General features: G+C 60.0%; 18 protein-coding genes. 10 read left to right on the top strand and 8 right to left on the bottom strand.

Annotated features, from left to right (window positions below):
- Positions 1 to 5: 5 nt before the first annotated feature.
- On the bottom strand, positions 6 to 608 hold the full coding sequence (locus ACA061_RS19740; RefSeq protein WP_042560502.1) for a Yip1 family protein: 603 nt from the start codon (positions 606 to 608) through the stop codon (positions 6 to 8).
- A gap of 476 nt (positions 609 to 1084) precedes the next feature.
- Here ACA061_RS19740 and ttcA point away from each other — a divergent pair, with 476 nt between their 5' ends.
- Both ttcA and ACA061_RS19730 read left to right on the top strand, forming a co-directional pair.
- Positions 1085 to 1909 (top strand): tRNA 2-thiocytidine(32) synthetase TtcA, encoded by an 825-nt coding sequence (gene ttcA / locus ACA061_RS19735; RefSeq protein ID WP_150616060.1) that lies wholly within the window; start codon positions 1085 to 1087, stop codon positions 1907 to 1909.
- 130 nt (positions 1910 to 2039) lie between these two features.
- Positions 2040 to 2714, top strand: a complete 675-nt coding sequence (locus ACA061_RS19730; RefSeq protein ID WP_150604247.1) for a DNA-3-methyladenine glycosylase I — start codon at positions 2040 to 2042, stop codon at positions 2712 to 2714.
- A 114-nt stretch (positions 2715 to 2828) separates the two neighbouring features.
- Here the strand turns inward: ACA061_RS19730 and ACA061_RS19725 are convergent, their stop codons facing one another.
- The 3 genes from ACA061_RS19725 to arsC are packed head-to-tail and all read right to left on the bottom strand — an operon-like array spanning position 2829 to position 4202.
- Entirely contained in the window at positions 2829 to 3254 is a 426-nt protein-coding gene (locus ACA061_RS19725; protein ID WP_210554064.1) for a DUF2069 domain-containing protein, read from the bottom strand.
- Position 3255: 1 nt separating this feature from the next.
- Positions 3256 to 3852, bottom strand: coding sequence for an NAD(P)H:quinone oxidoreductase (gene wrbA, locus ACA061_RS19720; protein ID WP_103306881.1), 597 nt, complete (start codon positions 3850 to 3852; stop codon positions 3256 to 3258).
- Complete coding sequence (arsC, locus tag ACA061_RS19715) at positions 3849 to 4202, bottom strand: arsenate reductase (glutaredoxin) (RefSeq protein WP_210554063.1); 354 nt, start codon at positions 4200 to 4202, stop codon at positions 3849 to 3851. The genes wrbA and arsC overlap by 4 nt, the downstream gene beginning before the upstream one ends.
- Before the next feature lie 113 nt (positions 4203 to 4315).
- On the opposite strand from arsC, the gene ACA061_RS19710 reads away from it, so the two are divergent.
- Complete coding sequence (locus ACA061_RS19710; RefSeq protein WP_210700348.1) at positions 4316 to 4783, top strand: TlpA disulfide reductase family protein; 468 nt, start codon at positions 4316 to 4318, stop codon at positions 4781 to 4783.
- Positions 4784 to 4939: 156 nt separating this feature from the next.
- On the opposite strand, the gene ACA061_RS19705 is transcribed toward ACA061_RS19710, so the two are convergent.
- On the bottom strand, positions 4940 to 5344 hold the full coding sequence (locus ACA061_RS19705) for an META domain-containing protein (RefSeq protein ID WP_150598205.1): 405 nt from the start codon (positions 5342 to 5344) through the stop codon (positions 4940 to 4942).
- A complete protein-coding gene (locus ACA061_RS19700; RefSeq protein ID WP_008079168.1) occupies positions 5344 to 5778 on the bottom strand; it encodes a hypothetical protein in 435 nt (144 codons plus the stop codon). Before ACA061_RS19700 ends, ACA061_RS19705 begins: the two co-directional genes overlap by 1 nt.
- A gap of 133 nt (positions 5779 to 5911) precedes the next feature.
- On the opposite strand from ACA061_RS19700, the gene ACA061_RS19695 reads away from it, so the two are divergent.
- Positions 5912 to 6358, top strand: a complete 447-nt coding sequence (locus tag ACA061_RS19695) for a hypothetical protein (protein ID WP_210554060.1) — start codon at positions 5912 to 5914, stop codon at positions 6356 to 6358.
- A 12-nt stretch (positions 6359 to 6370) separates the two neighbouring features.
- Here ACA061_RS19695 and ACA061_RS19690 read toward each other — a convergent pair whose 3' ends face one another.
- Positions 6371 to 7360 carry a 2-hydroxyacid dehydrogenase gene (locus tag ACA061_RS19690; RefSeq protein ID WP_497299884.1) on the bottom strand — a complete coding sequence of 330 codons (990 nt, stop codon included), beginning with the start codon at positions 7358 to 7360 and terminating at the stop codon, positions 6371 to 6373.
- 81 nt (positions 7361 to 7441) lie between these two features.
- Positions 7442 to 10195: a response regulator gene (locus ACA061_RS19685; protein WP_497301965.1), complete on the bottom strand. Its 2754-nt coding sequence runs from the start codon at positions 10193 to 10195 to the stop codon at positions 7442 to 7444.
- A 219-nt stretch (positions 10196 to 10414) separates the two neighbouring features.
- Here ACA061_RS19685 and ACA061_RS19680 point away from each other — a divergent pair, with 219 nt between their 5' ends.
- From ACA061_RS19680 to relA, 6 genes are all read left to right on the top strand, one after another.
- On the top strand, positions 10415 to 11137 hold the full coding sequence (locus tag ACA061_RS19680; protein ID WP_497299883.1) for a response regulator transcription factor: 723 nt from the start codon (positions 10415 to 10417) through the stop codon (positions 11135 to 11137).
- On the top strand, positions 11124 to 12548 hold the full coding sequence (locus ACA061_RS19675) for a sensor histidine kinase (RefSeq protein WP_497299882.1): 1425 nt from the start codon (positions 11124 to 11126) through the stop codon (positions 12546 to 12548). Before ACA061_RS19680 ends, ACA061_RS19675 begins: the two co-directional genes overlap by 14 nt.
- A gap of 185 nt (positions 12549 to 12733) precedes the next feature.
- A complete protein-coding gene (locus ACA061_RS19670) occupies positions 12734 to 13783 on the top strand; it encodes a PDDEXK nuclease domain-containing protein (RefSeq protein ID WP_497299881.1) in 1050 nt (349 codons plus the stop codon).
- 81 nt (positions 13784 to 13864) lie between these two features.
- On the top strand, positions 13865 to 14767 hold the full coding sequence (cysM, locus tag ACA061_RS19665) for a cysteine synthase CysM (RefSeq protein ID WP_210554168.1): 903 nt from the start codon (positions 13865 to 13867) through the stop codon (positions 14765 to 14767).
- On the top strand, positions 14767 to 16167 hold the full coding sequence (rlmD, locus tag ACA061_RS19660; protein ID WP_150616050.1) for a 23S rRNA (uracil(1939)-C(5))-methyltransferase RlmD: 1401 nt from the start codon (positions 14767 to 14769) through the stop codon (positions 16165 to 16167). The genes cysM and rlmD overlap by 1 nt, the downstream gene beginning before the upstream one ends.
- A gap of 77 nt (positions 16168 to 16244) precedes the next feature.
- Entirely contained in the window at positions 16245 to 18488 is a 2244-nt protein-coding gene (gene relA / locus ACA061_RS19655) for a GTP diphosphokinase (RefSeq protein ID WP_150604235.1), read from the top strand.
- The last annotated feature ends 79 nt before the right edge of the window (positions 18489 to 18567 follow it).

Raw genomic sequence — 18567 nt, 5'->3', positions numbered from 1 at the left:
TTGCGTCAGTTGGTATAGACGGGCCCCACGCCCAGTCCCCAGACAATCACGGTGAACGCCATGATGGCTACCAGCACCACCAGACCCACCGCCAGTACCGAGCTGGAAAACAGGAAGCCTTCGTCCGACGGAATATTCATGAACGTCGGTAGCCCCACATACAACAGATATACCGTGTAGCAAATGGCCGCCGTGCCGACGATCATCCCCAGCCACATATGCGGATACAGCGCCGCCAGCCCGCCGACAAACAGCGGCGTCGCGGTGTAGGTGGCAAACGCCACGCAACGGGCCAGGCTCGGGTTGGCGTCATAGGTGCGGGCCATCCAGTGCACGAAGGCACCCATGACCGCGACTCCGCCAAGCATCGCCAGGTATGACATGACCGTCATCCACGCCGCACTTTCGACCGTGAGCATGACCGGCGCGCGATTACCAATGACCCAGCCAACCTGTGTGGTGCCGATAAACGCCGAGACAGCGGGGATCGCCGCCAGAATCAGCGTGTGCGTCAGGTACATGTGGCTGATGCTTTCCTCTTGGTCGCCACGGATTTCCTTCCATTCCTGATCGGGGTGGGTAAAAAGTCCCACTACGTGATGGATCATGCCATTCACTCCTCTTGTTATTGCCATCGCCCCCCAACGGAGCGCGTACGGGCCAAGGTGGCCGAGCAAATTCAGGTCTTCAGATGTGTGCGACCTTACGTCGCAGTATAGAAAGGTCTTAACCGCACAGGCACTAGGGGCTTAGAGCAAATTGCGCTGTAAACACCGGGCTTAATCGCCTTGAGGTCTTGCGCCATTACGGACACGCCTTCTATGAGGGAGGGAGTTCCTGTGGCGAGGGGATTTATCCCCGTTGGGCTGCGCAGCGGCCCCAAAACCTGAACATCAGGTTTGCATGACGCACCGTGGTGAATGCCTTGGCGACTGCTTTGCAGCCGAACGGGGATAAATCCCCTCGCCACAGGAATTTATTCCCCCCACATCTACTGAGCAAGAAGGACAGACCGGCCCTTCGCCCTCACGGTGTTTTTTGCGTAAAATGCCGGCCTTTCGTCACACCTCACGGATTTCGCGTCATGGGCACTCTTACGGTCAACCAGAACAAGCTGCAAAAGCGCCTGCGCCGTCTGGCGGGCGAAGCTGTCGCCGATTTCAACATGATTGAAGACGGCGACAAGGTCATGGTCTGCCTGTCCGGGGGCAAGGACAGCTACACCATGCTCGACGTGCTGATGCACTTTCAGAAGGTTGCGCCGATCAAGTTCGAGATCGTCGCCGTGAACATGGACCAGAAGCAGCCGGGGTTCCCCGAACACGTGCTGCCGGCCTACCTCAAAGAGTTGGGCGTCGAGTATCACATCGTCGAAAAAGACACTTATTCGGTGGTCAAAGAGCTGATCCCGGAAGGCAAGACCACCTGCTCGCTGTGCTCGCGTCTGCGTCGCGGCACGCTGTACACCTTCGCTGACGAAATCGGCGCGACCAAAATGGCCCTCGGTCACCACCGTGACGACATCGTCGAGACGTTCTTCCTCAACATGTTCTTCAACGGCAGCCTCAAGGCGATGCCGCCCAAGCTGCGCGCCGACGACGGCCGTAATGTGGTCATCCGTCCGCTGGCCTACTGCAGCGAGAAAGACATCCAGGCCTACTCGGACCTCAAGCAATTCCCGATCATCCCGTGCAACCTTTGCGGCTCGCAGGAAAACCTGCAGCGCCAGGTGGTCAAGGACATGCTTCAGGAATGGGATCGCAAGACGCCGGGCCGCACCGAATCGATTTTCCGCAGTCTGCAGAATGTGATTCCGTCACAACTGGCCGACCGCAACCTGTTCGACTTCACCAGTCTCAAGATCGACGAGACGGCGGCTTCGCGCTTCGTCAATGTCGTAAACCTCTAATCAAAAACTGTAGGAGTGAGCCTGCTCGCGATAGCGGTGTGTCTGTCGACATGAGTGCTGACTGATACTCCGCTATCGCGAGCAGGCTCACTCCTGCAATTGTTTTTCGTTGAATTCATCAGGAGAGGGCATGCGCGATTACAAGTGGCTGCACGAATACTGTCTGAACCGTTTCGGTTCGGCGGCTGAACTGGAAGCCCATCTGCCCGTTCCCAAGACCCCGGCGCAATTGCGCAAGATCAGCGACGACCGCTACCTCTCGACCATGGCCCTGCGCGTGTTCCGCGCCGGCCTCAAGCACAGTCTGGTAGACGCCAAGTGGCCGGCGTTTGAAGAGGTGTTCTTCAAGTTCGACCCGGAAAAAGTCGTGCTGATGAGCGCCGAACACCTTGAACGGTTGATGCAGGACGCGCGGATTATCCGTCATTTGGGCAAGCTCAAGAGCGTGCCGCGCAATGCGCAGTTCATTCTCGATGAGGAAAAAGAACGCGGCAGCTTTGGCGCGTTGATTGCCGACTGGCCGGTGACCGACATTGTCGGTCTGTGGACGTACCTGAAAAAGCGTGGACATCAACTGGGTGGGCTGTCGGCGCCACGGTTTTTGCGCATGGTCGGCAAGGACACGTTTGTGCCGAGCTATGACGTGGTGGCGGCGCTGAATGCGCAGAAGATCGTCGACAAAGTGCCGACCAGTCTGCGTGATCTGGCGATTGTGCAGGACGCGTTCAATCAGTGGCATGAACAGAGTGGCGGGCGGGCGATGAGCCAGATTTCGATGATGCTCGCTTACACCGTCAATCATTAAGACCGAGTCGTCCCAATCGCTGGCAAGCCAGCTCCCACAGGTTTTTGTAGCGATCACACAATTGTGTTTCGATACAGATCCTGTGGGAGCTGGCTTGCCAGCGATGGCGTCCACTCAGGCGACGGAGATTTCCCCTTCGCCAGCCAGTTTGCGATTCAACTGATACCGCCAGCGCACATACAACAGCGCCGAGCAGAACACCGCCAGGCTTGCCGCCATCTCCAGCACCCCGAACAACTGCCGGTTCGGGTCATACGCGGCCAGTGCGCCTTTGATGAAATACAGATTCACCACAAAACACATCCACGAATGCCCGCGGGCGCTGCCCATGATCATCGCCGGGGCGAGGATCAGCCACGGGATCAGTTCGACCAGCAGAATCACCCACGGCCGCGCGCCGTGCAGGTCGGCGAATATCAGGTAATAGGCAGCCAGCAATCCGCCGAGGGCGAAAAAGCTCAGCAGGCTGATTACTCGCATCGCCTTCACGCGCGGCTCCAGCCACTCGACAGACGGCAGGACTTTCGGCTTCCTGGCCACGTCAACCCTCCAGTTTCTGCGCGGTCTTGGCCAAGCGCAGACCGAGCGCGCGACACAGCGCCACTTCGTGCTGATCCAGCCCACTTTTACCATCCGCCCCGGCGTGATGGCTGGCACCATAAGGCGTGCCGCCGCCCTGGGTTTCCAGGAGCGCCGATTCGCTGTAGGGCAGGCCGGTGATGAGCATGCCGTGGTGCAGCAGCGGCAGCATCATCGACAACAGGGTGGTTTCCTGACCGCCGTGCAGGCTGGCGGTGGAGGTGAACACGCCGGCCGGTTTGCCAACCAGCGCTCCGGTCAGCCACAGGTTGCTGGTGCCATCGAGGAAGTACTTGAGCGGCGCGGCCATGTTGCCAAAACGCGTCGGGCTGCCCAGGGCCAGACCGGCGCAGTTTTTCAGGTCGTCGAGGGTGGCGTAGAGCGCGCCTTCGTCCGGGATGTCTGGCGCTACGGCTTCGCACTCGGTGGAGATCGCCGGCACGGTACGCAGACGCGCTTCGAGGCCGGCCTGCTCGACACCGCGGGCAATCTGCCGCGCCATCTCGTTGGTCGAACCGCTGCGGCTGTAATACAACACCAGAATGTACGGCGCGCTCACGGCAGCAACTCCAGAATATTCTCCGGTGGACGACCGATGACGGCTTTGTTGCCGACTTCGAGAATCGGTCGTTCCATCAGTTTTGGATGCTCGGCAATCGCAGAGATCAGTTGATCTTCGCTGAGGCTGTCGTCAGCGAGCTGAAGCATTTTGTATTCATCTTCCCCGGTACGCAGCAATTGCCGCGCGCTGATGCCCAGCTTGCCGAGCAGGGCCTTGATTTGCGCAGCGTCCAGCGGGGTTTCGAGGTAGCGCACGACGTTTGGCGTCAGGCCGCGGGCTTCAAGAAGCTCCAGTGCCGCGCGAGATTTCGAGCAGCGCGGATTGTGATAAAGCGTCAGATCGGTCATGTCGGGTCGCTTCTGGCGTAGAGTGGCGGCTATTCTAACTGTGCAGCGCGCAATCCAGAACCTTCAGAGGTGATGGGTTGCAGGCGTATTCAGATTTTCACAAGGAACATGACATGACACGGCGATTGGCAGCGGCATTGACGATAATCGGGGCGTTGATGCTGGGGGGCTGCGGCAACGATTACGGGATTGACCAGAACGGTCAGAAGGTCGCATCCGAGCGCCTCGACAAGCAATGGGTGATCATCAACTACTGGGCCGAATGGTGTGGCCCGTGTCGAACCGAGATCCCGGAACTCAATCACTTGGCTGATGAGCTCAAGAGCAGGAATGTCGGTGTGTTCGGGGTCAACTTCGACAACGTGCAGGGTGAAGAGCTGAAGAGTGCGAGCGAAAAACTCGGCATCAAGTTCACCGTGCTGGCGCAGGATCCGGCGGAGTTGTTCGAGCTGCCACGCAGCGAAGCGCTGCCGGTGACGTACATCATCGACAACAAGGGCAAGGTGCGGGAACAGCTGATGGGTGAGCAGACGGCGGCGGGGGTGATGGCCAAGCTTGATGCGTTGCAGGCGGCGAAGTAGGCATGCCAAGCATATGTGGCAAATGAGCCTCTGTGGCGAGGGGATTTATCCCCGATGGGGCGTGAAGCGGCCCCCGCGTAGTTTCAGACAACCGTACTCCGAGGTTTCAGGGCTGCTACGCAGCCCATCGGGGATAAATCCCCTCACCACAGCAGATCAACCCTCTTCCAGCCACCAGCGCAACGGTTTGCCTTGCGCCGGCCAGAAACGCATCTGCTCGATGGGCGAAATGTCCCAGCGCTCGACATGCTCCAGCGCCTCCAGGAAGCGTTGTTCCTGTTCCATCAGCGCCGGTGCACACAGTTTGCGGGTCTTGCCGATCTTGCCGAAGGTCAGCTTGTCGCCATCCAGGGTGTACGGCGCGAACCAATGGTTGCAGCCGCCGTTACCGTAGGCGCGACCATCATCGCCAAGGGTCACGGTCAGATGGCTGTAATCCATCAATGGCCGCTCGCCGATCCATTCCAGAATGTAACTGCGGTTCTGTTGCAGTTGCACAGGCTCGGCGGCGCAGCCCGCGAGGCCAACACCGACCAGAGCGGTCAGGGCAAAGCGTTTCATCACGCGGGCTCCTGGCATTTCGGGCACAGGTGCTTGTCGCCAACAGCCTTCCAGCCCAACTCGGCGATGCGTGCGGTGGCGGCCGGTTTTTCTGCCGTTTTGCCCAGCTTGGCGTCCACTGCAAACTCGAAGCTCAGCTCTTTGGCGCAGCTGTCGCAATTGACCTGCCAGGTGTGGATCGCCAGTTCGCCGAACACCGGGCCTGTGGTCATCGCGGTCCATTGGCCCGGCGGGTTGATCAGGTGGCGGACGGTTTCGACAGTCAGACGCATGGACAAATCCTTGCTGCCTTTGAGGGTGACCAACAGCGCGTCACCGATGCGGATCGAGCCACCGTTGCCGGTAACCTGATAGCGGCCCGGTACGAGGGCGCGGCATTCGGTGAGGGTGTGTTGCGGGTTCATCAGGTTGTAGCGGAAATCGTGTTCGACCATGGGTCCTCCAAATATGCGCGACATGCTAGCACGGGCTACGTTGCAGAATGATGCGCGCGTGCGACCTTCGATCAGGTTCAAATCGACCTGCACACATGGCAAACTGCCGCCCTCGACTCTGAAGGAACGGAACATGGCGCTGATCGAATGTTATGAATGCAAGCGGAGCATCAGTTCCGAAGTCAAAGCGTGCATTCATTGCGGGGCTCCGATGGCGGAGCACCAGGCTCACGCACAAACGCAGACCGCAGCCGCTCGGGTTCAGGCTTCGGCGATTTCTTTCGGCAGTCTGCCGCGTAACAGCGCGGTTCCTGAGGCTGCGGTGTTACCGCAAGCGTCCGAGGGATTGCCGAAAATCATGCCGGCCGCGGCGGGGCGTCGGCGTCGACAGCAGGCCGCGCAAGCTGCGCAGATCAATGAGGACGGCAGCCGCCCGGTGGAAGGCTGGCTGAAGATCATGGTGTTTCTGATTCCGTGGATTTTCGTCTGGTTCCTGCTGCGCAACGGCCATTCGGCGAAACAACGGCTGTTTGGTTTCGGCTGGCTGGCCCTGCTGATTCTGGCGTCCACGCTGAAATAATCGCCTGAGCGATCAACCTTCGACCTGGTTCTGTGGCGAGCCCGCCGCCCAGGTCGCGATGTTGTGCAGGGTGGTCGCGGCAATTGCGCCCAATGCCTCCTGCGTCAGGAAAGCCTGGTGCGCGGTGACAATCACGTTAGGAAAGGTCAGCAGGCGCGCCAGCACATCGTCCTGCAACGGCAGGTCGGAACGATCCTCGAAAAACAGCTGCGCTTCTTCTTCATACACATCCAGCCCCAGATAACCGAGTTGACCGTCCTTGAGGGCGTCAATAAGCGCGGGAGTGTCGACCAGTCCGCCGCGACCGGTGTTGATCAGCATGGCGCCTGATTGCATATGCGCCAGTGAATCGCGATTGATCAGGTGTTTGCTCTGTTCGTTCAGCGGGCAGTGCAGGCTGATGATGCGCGACTGCGCGAGCAAGTCCGGCAGGCTCAGATAACGTGCGCCGAGTGCCAGAACATCGGGATTTGGATACGGATCGTACGCCAGCAACTCACAGCCGAAACCGTGCATGATTTTCGCGAAGGTGGCGCCGATCTGCCCGGTGCCGACGATGCCGACAGTCTTGCCGACCAGATCAAACCCGGTCAGGCCATGCAGGCTGAAATCGCCTTCGCGGGTACGGTTGTAGGCGCGGTGCAGGCGGCGGTTGAGGGCGAGGATCAGCGCTACGGCATGCTCGGCCACGGCATGCGGCGAGTAGGCCGGAACCCGCACGACGGCCAGCCCCAGACGTTGCGCCGCGAGCAGATCGACATGGTTGTAACCGGCCGAACGCAAGGCAATCAGCCGGGTACCGCCCGCCGCCAGACGTTCCAGCACTGCAGCGCTGAGGTCGTCATTGATAAAGGCGCAGACCACTTCGTGCTGGTCGGCCAGTGCCGCCGTGTCGAGACTGAGCCGGGCCGGTTGAAAATGCAGTTCGATACCCGCGGGGCAATCGGCGCCGAGGAAACTCTCGCGGTCGTAGGTCTGGCTGCTGAAAACGATCGTGCGCATGAAATCCTCCTGAGGCATCACCTGGGCTGAATCCCCAGAGTCCACTTTAGCCGTGAAGGCGTTGACCGGCATTGCGCTGGATCAGGCGCTGATCTTCGCTTGCGCGGCCAGTCGGTTGATCGCCCGTTCCAGCTCATCCAGCGCTATCGACGCTTTCGGGTCTTCCTGTTTGAGCAGGGTTTCACTGCGCTGGCAGGCTGCGCGCAATTGCGGTACGCCGCAGTAACGCGTGGCGCCATGCAGGCGATGCACGCGTTCAATCAGTGCATTCTGATCGTGGCTGTCGCGCGCGCTGCGGATGGCTTCGCGGTCGGCTTCCAGTGAGGCCAGCAGCATCGCCAGCATGTCCGCCGCCAGATCTTCTTTACCGGCAGCCAGACGCAAACCTTCCTCGTGATCAAGCACCGGCAATTCGTGATTGCCCACAGCACTTTCGCTGACTCGCTCCGGCGCCTGATTGCGCAGTGCCAGACCAGTCCATTTCAGCACCACTTGCGCCAGTTGCCGCTCGCTGATCGGTTTGGTCAGGTAGTCATCCATGCCGCTTTGCAGCAACGCACGTTTTTCGTTGGCCATGGCATGGGCGGTGAGGGCGACGATCGGCAGCGGTGTGCAATGCCGTTCGCTTTCCCACTGGCGAATGGTTTCGGTGCTCTGGCGCCCGTCCATGCCCGGCATCTGCACGTCCATCAGCACCAGATCAAATGATTCGGTCTGCACCGCTTTGACCGCGGCATAACCGCTTTCCACGGCCAATACCTTGGCGCCCATGTCTTCGAGCAGTGTCTGCACCAGCAACAGGTTGGCCGGGTTGTCGTCGACGCACAGCACTTTCGGCGCGCGACTCGACAGCGGTTCGCCGGGTTCGTTACGCGGTTGGCGGGGATTGGCCAGATCCGACAGGGCGCGGCGCAGTTTGCGCGTGCAGGCCGGTTTGGCTTGCAACTGGCTGTGCGGGTTGGGCACTGACAAATGGAACAGCGTCTGCTCGGTGGTCGGGCACAGCACCAGCACTTTGCAGCCCAGGTGTTCGAGGTCCCAGATATGCTGGTTCAGGCGCTCGGGCAGCATATCGTTACTGGTGATGCCGATCACCGCCAGATCAATCGCCTGATCGGTCTGGTGTGCGCCGGTAACGCCATTGGTCAGGCTTTCCAGCGTATTGAACGGGGTGACAACAAGCCCGCAGTCTTCCAGTTGATGCTGCAAGGCCTGACGCGCCAGTTCATGGTTTTCCAACACGGCGACCCGGCGGCCGAGCAGCGGCGCGGAGGGCAAATCTTCGGCGTCGTCGCGGGCCTTGGGCAGGCTCAGGCTGATCCAGAATTCCGAACCTTCGCCCGGCGTGCTGTCGACGCCGATTTCGCCGCCCATCTGTTCGATCAGGCGCTTGGAGATCACCAGGCCCAGACCGGTACCGCCGGGCTGGCGCGACAGCGAATTGTCGGCCTGGCTGAAGGCCTGGAACAACGCACGCACGTCCTGATTCGACAGGCCGATGCCGGTGTCCTGAATGCTGATGCGCAGCTGCACGCTGTCTTCGTGTTCTTCTTCAAGCATTGCGCGGGCAACGATGGTGCCCTCGCGGGTGAACTTGATGGCGTTGCTGACCAGGTTGGTGAGGATCTGCTTCAGGCGCAGCGGGTCACCGACCAGCGACAGCGGCGTGTCGCGGTACACCAGACTGACCAGTTCCAGCTGCTTGGCGTGAGCGGCGGGGGCGAGAATAGTCAGGGTGTCTTGCAGCAAGTCGCGCAGGTTGAACGGAATGTGGTCGAGCACCAGTTTGCCGGCCTCGATTTTCGAGAAATCGAGAATCTCGTTGATGATCCCGAGCAGGCTGTCGGCAGACTTTTCGATGGTGCCTAAATAGTCGAGCTGGCGCGGGGTCAGTTCGCTTTTTTGCAACAGGTGGGTGAAGCCGAGAATACCGTTGAGCGGCGTGCGGATTTCGTGGCTCATGTTGGCGAGGAATTCGGATTTGATCCGGCTCGCCTCCAGCGCCTCTTTACGGGCCAGATCGAGTTCGATGTTCTGGATCTCGATGGTCTCAAGGTTCTGGCGTACGTCTTCGGTGGCTTGATCGACGCTGTGCTGCAATTCTTCCTGGGCGTTTTGCAGGGTGCCGGCCATGCGATTGATGCCCGACGCCAGTTCATCCAGTTCCTGACTGCCGAGCGGTGGCAGGCGGGTTTCCAGGTGACCGTCCTTGAGTTGCGCGACGGCCTGTTTGATCTGGCTCAGCGGCCGATTGATGGTGCGGCCCATGCGTAACGCGAGCAGCGCCGCACCGGCAAGGCCAGCGGCGATCAACAACAGGCTGGCAAACAGGCTGCGATAACCGCGCAGCAACATGCCGTTGTGCGAGAGCTCGAGTTCAACCCAGCCGAGCAGGCGGTCGGATTCTGCCGGGATCAGTTCTCCGGCGAGGTTGCGGTGCTTGCCGAAGACCGGCATCAGGTAACGGGTTGCGTCATTGCCGCTGCGTCGTTGCAAATGCGCGCTGTTGCCGCTCGGCGCCTGATTGAGCATGGTCGGGCCGGCGTGGGCCAGTGGCGAGCGATCCGGCGCGAGAAAGGTCACCGCGCGCACGTCCGGTTGCTCAAGGGACTGAGTGGCAATGCGTTCGAGCAATTCGCCATTGCCGTGGCCCATCGCCGGCGCCACCAGCGGTGCCAGTTGCTCGGCGATCATTTCGCCACGCTGGAGCAATTGGGTTTGCAGGTCGGACTGCTGCGTCCAGGTGAAATAACCACCCAGCACCAGCGCCATCAGGCTGGTCGGCAACAAGGTCAGCAACAACACGCGACCTTTGATTCCCAGTTTCTTGAGCACGCCTATCTCCTGCATCCCGCTGATCTGTTGACTCATGCGTGCATCCGGCACGCGACATGGGCGCAGTGTAGCGATTTGCTCGCGGGCAATCTCCGGAAAAATACGGGCGTTGTCGTTCGGCGTGGCAAGGCGCGTTCGTCCGACAGTGCAACCTTGGGTTGCCCGGTGTCTGACAATCTTGAATAATCGCGCCTAACTGAGAATTACTTGCAGATACTCATGACTCCTGTTTCCGTTGGCCAGCCACGCATTCTTTCCATCGAGGACGATCCTGTCCTCGGTGCCTATGTTCATGAGCATCTGGGTCGCAGCGGCTTTCAGGTGACCTGGTGCCAGAACGGGCAGGAAGGCCTGAGCATCGCCCAACGCCAGCCGTTCGACGTGGTGTTGATGGACATTCTGTTGCCGGGGCTGGACGGTCTGAACGTGCTCACCCAACTGCGCCAGAGCCATTCGACGCCGGTGTTGTTGATGTCGGCGCTTGGTGCCGAAGCTGATCGTATCAGTGGCTTTCGGCTGGGCGCCGACGATTACCTGCCCAAGCCGTTCAGCATGGCCGAACTGCATGTACGCATCGAAGCGATCCTGCGCCGGGTCGCCCTTGATCGGCGTCCTCCAGGGCTCTCGGTGCCAGTGGCGACAGGCACGCTGCGTTTCGACGATGAACAGTGCGACGTGTTCTTCTGCGAGCAACCTGCCGGCCTGACCCGAAGCGAATTCCGTCTGCTGGAAACCCTCAACCGCAATGACGAGGAGGTACTGAGCAAGGCCTTCCTTTATCAGCACGTTCTGCAACGCGGCTACGCCGCTCACGATCGCAGCCTCGACATGCACATCAGCCAGATCCGCCGCAAACTCAAAGCCATCGGCTACACCGAGCGCGAAGTGCGCACCGTGTGGGGCAAGGGCTACGTGCTCAGTGGTGCTGATGAAAGTGTCTGAGTTGCCGGGGCGTCATTCGCTGTTCTGGAAACTGGCCTGTTTGCTGGTCGCGTTCTGTCTGCTGATGATCTGGCTGAGCTGGTCGTGGGGCCGTTATATGGAGGAGCGTAACCAGTTCCTCTCCGACGAGGCTCGCGGCACTTTGGCGCGTTATGCCGGTGAGGCCGAACGGGCATGGCAGCAAGGTCGGCGTGACGGCATCGATAGTTGGCTGCAGAGCATGGAATTGCGCGAGGCTGGCTGGGTCGGCGTAATTGACAGCAATTTACAGTCGCTGGGCACTGAGCCACTGCATGATGAGGAAATCCAGCGCCTGACGTTTCTGCGCGGGCTCGATTGGCCGATTCATAAAAAGGGCCGGCCCGGGCTGCGCATACCGTTTCCCAAGGATCCTTCCGCCGGCAGTCTGGTGATCGAGTTGCCCGAGCGTTTCCTGCCGGGCAAATATCGACTGTTTTGGCGGGTGATCACCAACGGGGTGATTCCGGGGCTGTTCACCTTGCTGCTGTGCGTCGGGCTGTATCGCCTGCTGGTGGTGCCGCTGAACAATCTGCGCGAACAGGCCAATGCCTGGCGTGCCGATCAATTGAATGTGCGGCTGTCGAGCGGCATCACCCAGCGCCCGGACGAACTCGGTGAACTGGCCCGGGCGTTCGACTCGATGTCCGAACGCTTGCAAACCACCGTCGCCCTGCAACAGCAATTGCTGCGCGATCTGTCTCACGAATTGCGCACACCGCTGAGCCGCCTGCGCGTGGCCAGCGAAAGCGAACAGGGCCTGGTGCAATTGCGCGAACGCATCGGCCGTGAAGTCGACGGCATGCAGCGACTGGTCGACGACACCCTGCAACTGGCGTGGCTCGACACCGAACGCTCACCATTGCCCGACGAAGCGATCCAGATTCAGGCGTTGTGGGAGATGCTTACCGACAACGCCTGTTACGAAAGTGGCTGGCCGAGCCTGCAATTGCAGTGCTCGGTGCAGGCTTCTTGCTGGGTGCGCGGCAATCTCAACACCTTGGCCCAGGCGCTGGAGAACATCCTGCGCAACGCCATTCGTCATTCGCCCGAGAGCGGGATTGTGCGGCTGGATGGGCGGCGGGACGGGGATTACTGGCACCTGTGGCTGGAAGATCAGGGCGGCGGGGTGGCTGAAGCGGATTTGCAGCGGATTTTTGATCCATTCACCCGACTCGACGGCTCGCGACCGGGGGACGGTGGTTTTGGCTTGGGGCTGAGCATCGCGCGCAATGCCGTGCAGCGTCAGGGCGGAAGTATTTGGGCGGAGAACAGCGGGGCGGGGTTGCGGCTGAATTTGCGGTTGGTGGCGGATGATGGTGTCGCGCCGACTGATGCTATCGCGAGCAGGCTCGCTCCTACAGTGGAGCTGTGTTCGCCCGTGATTGTATGACTAGCCCAGTTCTCCTGTAGGAGTGAGCCTGCTCGCGATGTAGTCCCTTGCAACCACAGTATCCGAAGGCGTTGAGGGAGTGCTCTGGTATTTCTGTATGACATTTCCCAAGCTGTGTTGGCGGTCATTTCAAGGTTTCTTGAGGGGTTAAGCTCCTGTTTCACCTCATCTTCAAGGAATTGCGCATGAATGCATCCAGCCTGATCGGCAGCACAGGTGGCGATCGTTTCAGTGAAGTGCTCGCACTGATCCAGAGCTCCAGACACAAGGCCATGCAGGCAGTCAATACACACTTGATTGAACTCTATTGGCAGGTTGGTGCGCATATCAGTCGCAAGATTGAACTAGCGGAGTGGGGGGATTCGGTGGTTGAGCAATTGGCTGATCATTTGGCTCTGACGCAACCGGGATTGCGGGGATTTACCCGGCGCAATTTGTTCCGAATGCGCCAATTTTACGAGGCTTACCAAGGCTATGAGAAAGTGTCAGCACTGCTGACACAATTACCCTGGACTCATAATTTGCTCATTTTGACTCAGAGTAAGCTCCCTCAAGAGCGCGAATTTTATCTGCGGATGGCTATTCAAGAAAAATGGTCTACGCGAGAGTTAGAGCGTCAATTCAAGGGAGCTCTGTTCGAACGAAGTGTCACCGATCCAGCAAAGGCATCTGCGGCCTTGAAGCAAACTCACCCAGCAGCACTGGAGATATTCCGCGATTCCTACATCGTCGAATTTCTCGACCTCCCCGGTGCTCATGCAGAAACCGATCTGCATCAGGGATTGTTGGGGCGTCTCAAGGAATTCCTGATCGAACTGGGTCGCGACTTCTGCTTCGTCGGTTCCCAATATCCACTGCAAGTCGGCGGTCGGGATTTCTCGCTCGACTTGCTCTTCTTTCATCGAGGCCTCAATTGTCTCGTGGCCATTGAACTCAAGGTCGGGCGTTTCGAGCCGGAATACATGGGCAAGCTGGACTTCTATCTGGAGGCGCTGGATCGCGGCGAGCGCAAACCTCACGAAAATCCGGCAATCGGCGTATTGCTGTGCGCCAGCAAAGAAGACGAGGTCGTCGAGTATTCCCTTAACCGTAGTCTTTCGCCTGCGTTAATAGCGGAATACCAGACTCGATTGCCGGACAAGCAATTGCTGCAAGCCAAGCTGCATGAGTTCTACGCATTGAATGTTTCGCAAACGGACAGCGCCGAGTCATCTGCTTATTCCCATAAACCATAAGCACCGCACTTTGCGTGATATGGCCTTCGCGGGTTTGCCGGTATGATAGGCGCCCCCGCACGTCTGGATTGCGAATACGCCATGACCCTGCAGTACCCAACCATCGCCGATTGCGTCGGCAACACTCCGCTGGTGCGTTTGCAGCGCCTGCCCGGTGCTACCAGCAACACCCTATTGCTCAAGCTCGAAGGGAATAACCCGGCGGGTTCGGTCAAGGACCGTCCGGCGCTGTCGATGATCACCCGTGCCGAGTTGCGCGGGCAGATTCACGCCGGCGATACGCTGATCGAAGCGACCTCGGGCAACACCGGGATCGCGTTGGCGATGGCCGCCGCGATCAAGGGTTACAAGATGATCCTGATCATGCCCGACAACTCCAGCGCCGAGCGCAAAGCGGCGATGACCGCTTATGGTGCCGAGCTGATTCTGGTCAGTCAGGAAGAGGGCATGGAAGGCGCTCGCGATCTCGCCCAACGCATGGAGGCCGAAGGCCGTGGCAAGGTGCTGGATCAGTTCGCCAATGGCGACAATCCTGAAGCGCACTACACCACCACCGGTCCGGAGATCTGGCGTCAGACCGAGGGCACCATCACTCACTTCGTCAGCTCGATGGGTACCACCGGCACCATCATGGGCGTCTCGCGCTACTTGAAAGAGCAGAGCGACACCGTGCAGATCGTCGGTCTGCAACCGATGGAAGGCTCGGCCATTCCCGGCATTCGCCGCTGGCCAGAGGAATACCTGCCGAAGATCTATCAGGCCGATCGCGTTGATCGGATTGTCGACATGGCGCAAAGCGAGGCCGAGGACGTGACCCGTCGTCTGGCCCGCGAAGAAGGCATCTTCTGCGGCGTGTCCTCGGGCGGTGCGGTAGCAGCGATGCTGCGTCTGTCTCAAGAGGTTGAAAACGCGGTGATCGTCGCGATCATCTGCGACCGTGGCGACCGATACTTGTCGACCGGCATTTTCGACGCGCCCAACTGATGGCCAAGCAAGAGAGAGGCCTGCGCTTCCAGCCCACCGGCGGCAGCAAGGCCCCGCAGATCCCGACTGGCAAGAAACAGCGCTTGAACATCGAGCGCCTGGCCAATGACGGGCGCGGTATCGCGTTTTTCGAAGGCCGGACCTGGTTCGTCCTCGGCGCGCTTGCCGGTGAAGAGGTCGAAGCGCGCGTGCTCGGCGCCCACGGCAAAGTGGTCGAGGCGCGCACCGAACGCGTGTTCAAGGCCAGCGAACTGCGCCGCCCGACGCCGTGTCAGCACGCCGGTCGCTGTGGTGGTTGCAGCGTTCAGCACTTGCCCCACAGCGAACAGCTTGCCCTGAAACAGCGCATGCTCGCCGAGCAATTAACGAAGGTTGCCGGTGTCGAACCGCAAGAGTGGGCAGCACCGTTGACCGGCCCCGAGTTCGGCTATCGCCGTCGCGCTCGCGTCGCCGTACGCTGGGACATGAAAGCGAAGAAACTCGAAGTGGGTTTCCGCGCCGCCGGCAGTCAGGACATCGTCGGCATCAATGAATGCCCGGTGCTGGTACAGCCCTTGCAGCCGATCATGACCCGTTTGCCGGAGATGCTCCGTCGTTTGAGCAAGCCGCAAGCGTTGGGCCATGTCGAATTGTTCGCAGGTTCGTCGCTGGCGGTGTTGCTGCGACACATGGCGCCGTTGTCCGAAGCAGATCTGACGATCCTCAAGGACTTCTGCCAGTTTCATGAAGCGCAGTTGTGGTTGCACGGCGAAGACGGGCCGCAACCGGTCGATGCCACGCAGTCGCTCAGTTATCGCCTGGAGCAGTGGGATCTGGATCTGGCTTACCGGCCGGGGGATTTCATTCAGGTCAACGCGGGCGTCAACGAAGCGATGGTTGCGCAGGCACTGGACTGGCTGAAGCCGACCAGCGAAGAGCGCGTGCTGGACCTGTTCTGCGGGCTCGGCAACTTTGCTTTGCCACTGGCCAGAACGGTGCGTGAAGTGGTGGCGGTGGAGGGTGTGCAGACCATGGTCGAGCGTGCCGCCGCGAACGCCGCCAGTAACAATTTGCATAACACAAAGTTTTTTCAAGCCGATTTATCCCAGCCTTTGAGCCATGCTCAGTGGATCGGAAATGGCTTTTCTGCGGTACTCTTGGACCCACCGCGTGACGGTGCTTTCGAGGTGGTGCGCAAGCTGGCGACCCTGGGTGCCAAGCGGTTGGTGTATGTGTCGTGCAACCCTGCAACGCTGGCGCGCGACACGGTCGAATTGATCAAGCAGGGCTACCGGTTAAAACGTGCCGGGATTCTCGATATGTTTCCTCAGACGGCACATGTCGAGGCCATGGCGTTATTTGAAGCGAGCCAGGATGGCTCGTCTGATCCGTCTGGTCCGTCCGTACAGCGCTCGCTCTAGCCCCACGAGTGCAAACGGGCAACGAAGGTCAGCGATTTTGACGCATTGAATCTGCGTCGTAGGGAAGGTAAAGCAAGATGGTACAGGTGAGAGCACACCAGCCGATCAACACTGACGGCAGTATCAATCTCGAGGCTTGGCTCGATCACGCGGTCAGTGTCGATCTGGCACTGGATCGCGAAGCCTTGAAAGAAGCCTGCGAGTTTGCTCGCGAGGCCGAACAACAGTCCAATGCTGCGAAAAACCTGTGGGCCGAGGGCTCCGGGAGTTTCAGAACCGGCCTTGAGATCGCCGAGATTCTCGCCGATCTCAAGCTCGATCAGGATTCGCTGGTCGCGGCGGTCCTGTACCGTGGCGTGCGCGAAGGCCAGATCGAATTTGCGGCGGTCGGCCAGCGCTTTGGTCCGGTGGTGGCCAAACTGATCGACGGCGTGCAGCGCATGGCCGCGATCAGCGCCAGTCTCAGTCCGCGCCAGTCGATGGTCATGGGCACGCAAGGGCAGGTGGAAAACCTGCGCAAAATGCTCGTTGCCATGGTCGACGACGTGCGGGTTGCCCTGATCAAACTGGCGGAACGCACCTGCGCCATTCGTGCAGTGAAAACCGCCGACGACGAGAAGCGTAACCGTGTCGCCCGGGAAGTCTTCGACATCTATGCGCCGCTCGCGCACCGGCTCGGCATCGGTCATATCAAATGGGAACTGGAGGACTTGTCCTTCCGTTATCTCGAACCTGATCAATACAAGCAGATCGCCAAGTTGCTCCATGAGCGGCGGCTTGATCGCGAGCGTTTCATCGCCGACGTGATGACCCAGCTCAAGGATGAATTGCAGGCCACCGGCGTCGACGCCGACATCAGCGGTCGGGCCAAACACATCTATTCGATCTGGCGCAAAATGCAGCGCAAGGGTCTGGAATTCAGCCAGATCTACGACGTGCGTGCAGTGCGCGTGCTGGTCCCGGAAATGCGCGATTGCTATACCGCGCTGGGTATCGTCCACACGCTGTGGCGACACATCCCGAAAGAATTCGACGACTACATCGCCAACCCGAAAGAGAACGGCTACCGCTCGTTGCACACGGCCGTGATCGGCCCGGAAGGCAAAGTGCTGGAAGTGCAGATCCGTACGCATTCGATGCACGAAGAAGCCGAGCTCGGCGTCTGCGCGCATTGGCGCTACAAGGGCACTGACGTCAAATCCGGTTCCAATCACTACGAAGAGAAAATTTCCTGGCTGCGTCAGGTGCTCGAGTGGCATGAAGAGCTGGGTGATATTGGTGGTCTTGCCGAACAACTGCGCGTCGATATCGAACCTGATCGGGTCTACATCTTCACGCCCGACGGTCACGCCATCGACTTGCCGAAAGGCGCGACACCGCTGGACTTCGCCTACCGCGTACACACCGAAATCGGTCACAACTGCCGTGGCGCGAAGATCAACGGGCGCATCGTGCCGCTCAACTACAGCCTGCAGACCGGTGAGCAGGTCGAGATCATCACCAGCAAACACGGCACACCAAGCCGCGACTGGCTGAACTCCAACCTCGGTTACGTCACCACGTCGCGGGCGCGGGCGAAGATCGTTCACTGGTTCAAGTTGCAGGCCCGAGACCAGAACGTCGCCGCCGGTAAAACCCTGATCGAACGCGAGCTCACACGCCTCGGCCTGCCAGCGGTAGATTTCGACAAGTTGGCCGAGAAGGCCAACATGAAAACCGCCGAAGACATGTTCGCCGCCCTCGGTGCCGGCGACCTGCGTCTGGCGCAACTGGTCAACCTGGCGCAGCAACTGGTCGAGCCGGAACGCGGTAACGAACAGCTGGAACTGATCCCGCGCAAAGCGACCGGCTACAAGCCGGGCAAGCGCGGCGACATTCAGATTCAGGGTGTCGGCAACCTGATGACGCAAATGGCCGGCTGCTGCCAGCCGTTGCCTGGCGATGCGATTGTCGGTTACATCACCCAGGGCCGTGGCGTGAGCATTCACCGCCAGGACTGCGCCTCGGTGCTGCAACTGGGCGGGCGCGAGCCAGAGCGGATCATTCAGGTCAGTTGGGGACCAGTGCCGGTGCTCACCTATCCGGTGGACATCGTCATCCGCGCCTACGACCGTTCGGGTCTGCTGCGTGATGTCTCGCAGGTACTGCTCAACGAGCGGATCAACGTGCTGGCGGTCAACACCCGCTCGAACAAGGAAGACAACACCGCGCTGATGTCCCTGACCATCGAGATCCCGGGGCTGGATGCACTGGGTCGGTTGCTTGGGCGGATTTCGCAGTTGCCGAACATCATCGAGACGCGGCGTAATCGCACCCCGTGACGCAATCCCCTGTAGGAGCTGCCGCAGGCTGCGATCTTTTGACTTTGATTTTGAAAACAAGATCAAAAGATCGCAGCCT

The sequence above is a fragment of the Pseudomonas sp. LBUM1668 genome (assembly GCF_059695715.1).
This window is presented reverse-complemented; position numbering and strand designations above follow the sequence as displayed.